2 protein-coding genes are annotated in these 2,046 nt (G+C 67.0%); one reads left to right on the forward strand and one right to left on the reverse strand.

What is annotated here, in order from left to right; all coding sequences use genetic code 11:
- Positions 1-1,122, forward strand: a 1,122-nt coding sequence (locus tag EOA33_RS33635; protein ID WP_145989453.1) for an AGE family epimerase/isomerase, incomplete at its 5' end; no start/stop codon positions are given.
- A 183-nt stretch (positions 1,123-1,305) separates the two neighbouring features.
- Here EOA33_RS33635 and EOA33_RS33640 read toward each other — a convergent pair.
- Positions 1,306-2,046 (reverse strand): aldehyde dehydrogenase family protein (locus EOA33_RS33640; protein ID WP_127407575.1); only part of this gene is annotated, 741 nt, incomplete at its 5' end.

Raw genomic sequence — 2,046 nt, forward strand, 5'->3', positions numbered from 1 at the left:
CAGCGCGTGCATCACTGGCTGTTCGACGAGACGCTGCCGCTGTGGTCGACGTCGGGCGTCGACGAGCGTCATGGCGGCTTCCATGAGGCGCTCGGCTTCGACGGCTCGCCGCTGATGAAGCCGAAGCGCATGCGCACCCAGGCCCGCCAGGTCTATGCCTTCGCGGTGGCCAAGGAGCGCGGCTGGACCGGCCCGGCCGACCGGCTGATCGCCCATGGCATCGATTTCATGGCCGGCAAGGGCCGCACCGCAAGGGGCGGCTGGGTGCGCACGCTCAACATCGACGGCTCGGTCGCCGATCCGGTCGAGGACGCCTACGACCATTCCTGCGTGCTGCTGGCGCTGGCGCACGCCCATATATCGGGCCATCCCGATGCCTTGCGGCTCGGCGAGGAGACCTTCGCCTTCCTCGACGCCCATCTCGAGGACAGCCGCATGACCGGCTTCCTCGAAACATCCGATGGCGCGGGCGAGCGGCGCACCAACCCGCATATGCATCTGCTCGAAGCCTTTCTCGCCTGGCACCAGGCGACCGGCGAGCGCGCCTATCTGCGCCGCGCGGCGCAGATCATCGATCTCTTCCGCAGCCACTTCTTCGACTCTGAAAGCTGGACGCTCGGCGAATATTTCGACGACGGCTGGAAACCGGTGGCCGGCGAGAAGGGCAGCTGGACCGAGCCCGGCCATCATTTCGAATGGGCCTCGCTGCTCGTCGATTTCGCCGGCCGCAGCGGCCAGACCGAGGTCACCGCCTTCGCCCGCAAGCTCTACGCCTCCGCTGTCGCCAACGGCCTCAATCGCGCCACCGGCCTTTCCTACGGCGCCGTCTCCAGGCAGGGCCTGCCGCTCGACCTGGTGTCGCGCAGTTGGCCGCAGGCCGAAGCTGTCAAGGCGGCGATCGCGCTGGATGGCACCGGCGGGCCGGACCTCAAGCCCGAGATCGAGGCGCGTGTCGGCAGGCTGTTCCGCTGGCACATCGATCCGGCGCCGCTGGGCTTGTGGATCGACCGCATCGACGAGCGCGGCCGCTCGCTGGCGACCGACGTGCCGGCCAGCATATTCTATCACCTCGTCTGCGCGCTGACGCAGTATCTGGATGGAACGGCCGGGGAGGGAGGCTGAAGCCGCCAATCTCCCCCCTCGAGGGGGAGATGGCCGGCAGGCCAGAGGGGGCCGGTTCGACTGGACGCGACCTTCTTTTGCGACAGGATAAGGCTAGCGCCCCACGCGCGGCGACCCCCTCTGTCGCCTTCGGCGACATCTCCCCCTCAAGGGGGGAGATTAGGCGTGCCTCGCGCCAGCCCCTCAATATGGGCTCGCCACGTCCCCCGTCTCGACATAAACCGCCTTCAACTGCGAGTAGAGCGCCAGCGCGGCAAGCGAGTTCTCGCGCCCGATGCCCGACTGCTTGACGCCGCCGAAGGGGATTTCCACCGGCGTCAGATTGTAGGCGTTGATCCAGCAGGTGCCGGCCTGCAGTTCGGCGATGACGCGGTGGGCGCGCGGCAGGTCGCGGGTGAAGACGCCGGCGGCGAGGCCGAATTCGGTGTCGTTGGCGCGCTCGATGACCTCGTCCTCGCCGTCGAACTTCAATACGCTCATCACCGGCCCGAAGATCTCTTCGCGTGCAATGCGCATCGTATCGGTCACGCCGGTGAACACCGTCGGCTCGACGAAATAGCCGCCCTGAAAACCCTGCAAAGACGGCACGTTGCCGCCGCAGGCGAGGGCAGCGCCCTCCTGCCTGCCGGCCGCGATGTAGGAGACGACCTTATCCTGCTGCGCCTTGTTGACCAGCGGTCCCATCTGGGTTTCGGGATCCAGTGGATCGCCGATGCGGATCTTCTTGGTGCGCTCGACCAGCCGGTCGACGAAGCGGTCATGGATGCCCTTCTGCACGAACACGCGCGTGCCGTTGGAGCAGATCTGGCCGGTCGAGTAAAAGTTGCCGAGCATGGCGCCGCCGATGGCGTTTTCGAGATCGGCGTCGTCGAAGACGATCAGCGGCGACTTGCCGCCGAGTTCCATCGTCGCGTGCTTCATCTT

The sequence above is a fragment of the Mesorhizobium sp. M4A.F.Ca.ET.050.02.1.1 genome, assembly GCF_003997725.1.
In the GTDB taxonomy this organism is placed as follows: domain Bacteria; phylum Pseudomonadota; class Alphaproteobacteria; order Rhizobiales; family Rhizobiaceae; genus Mesorhizobium.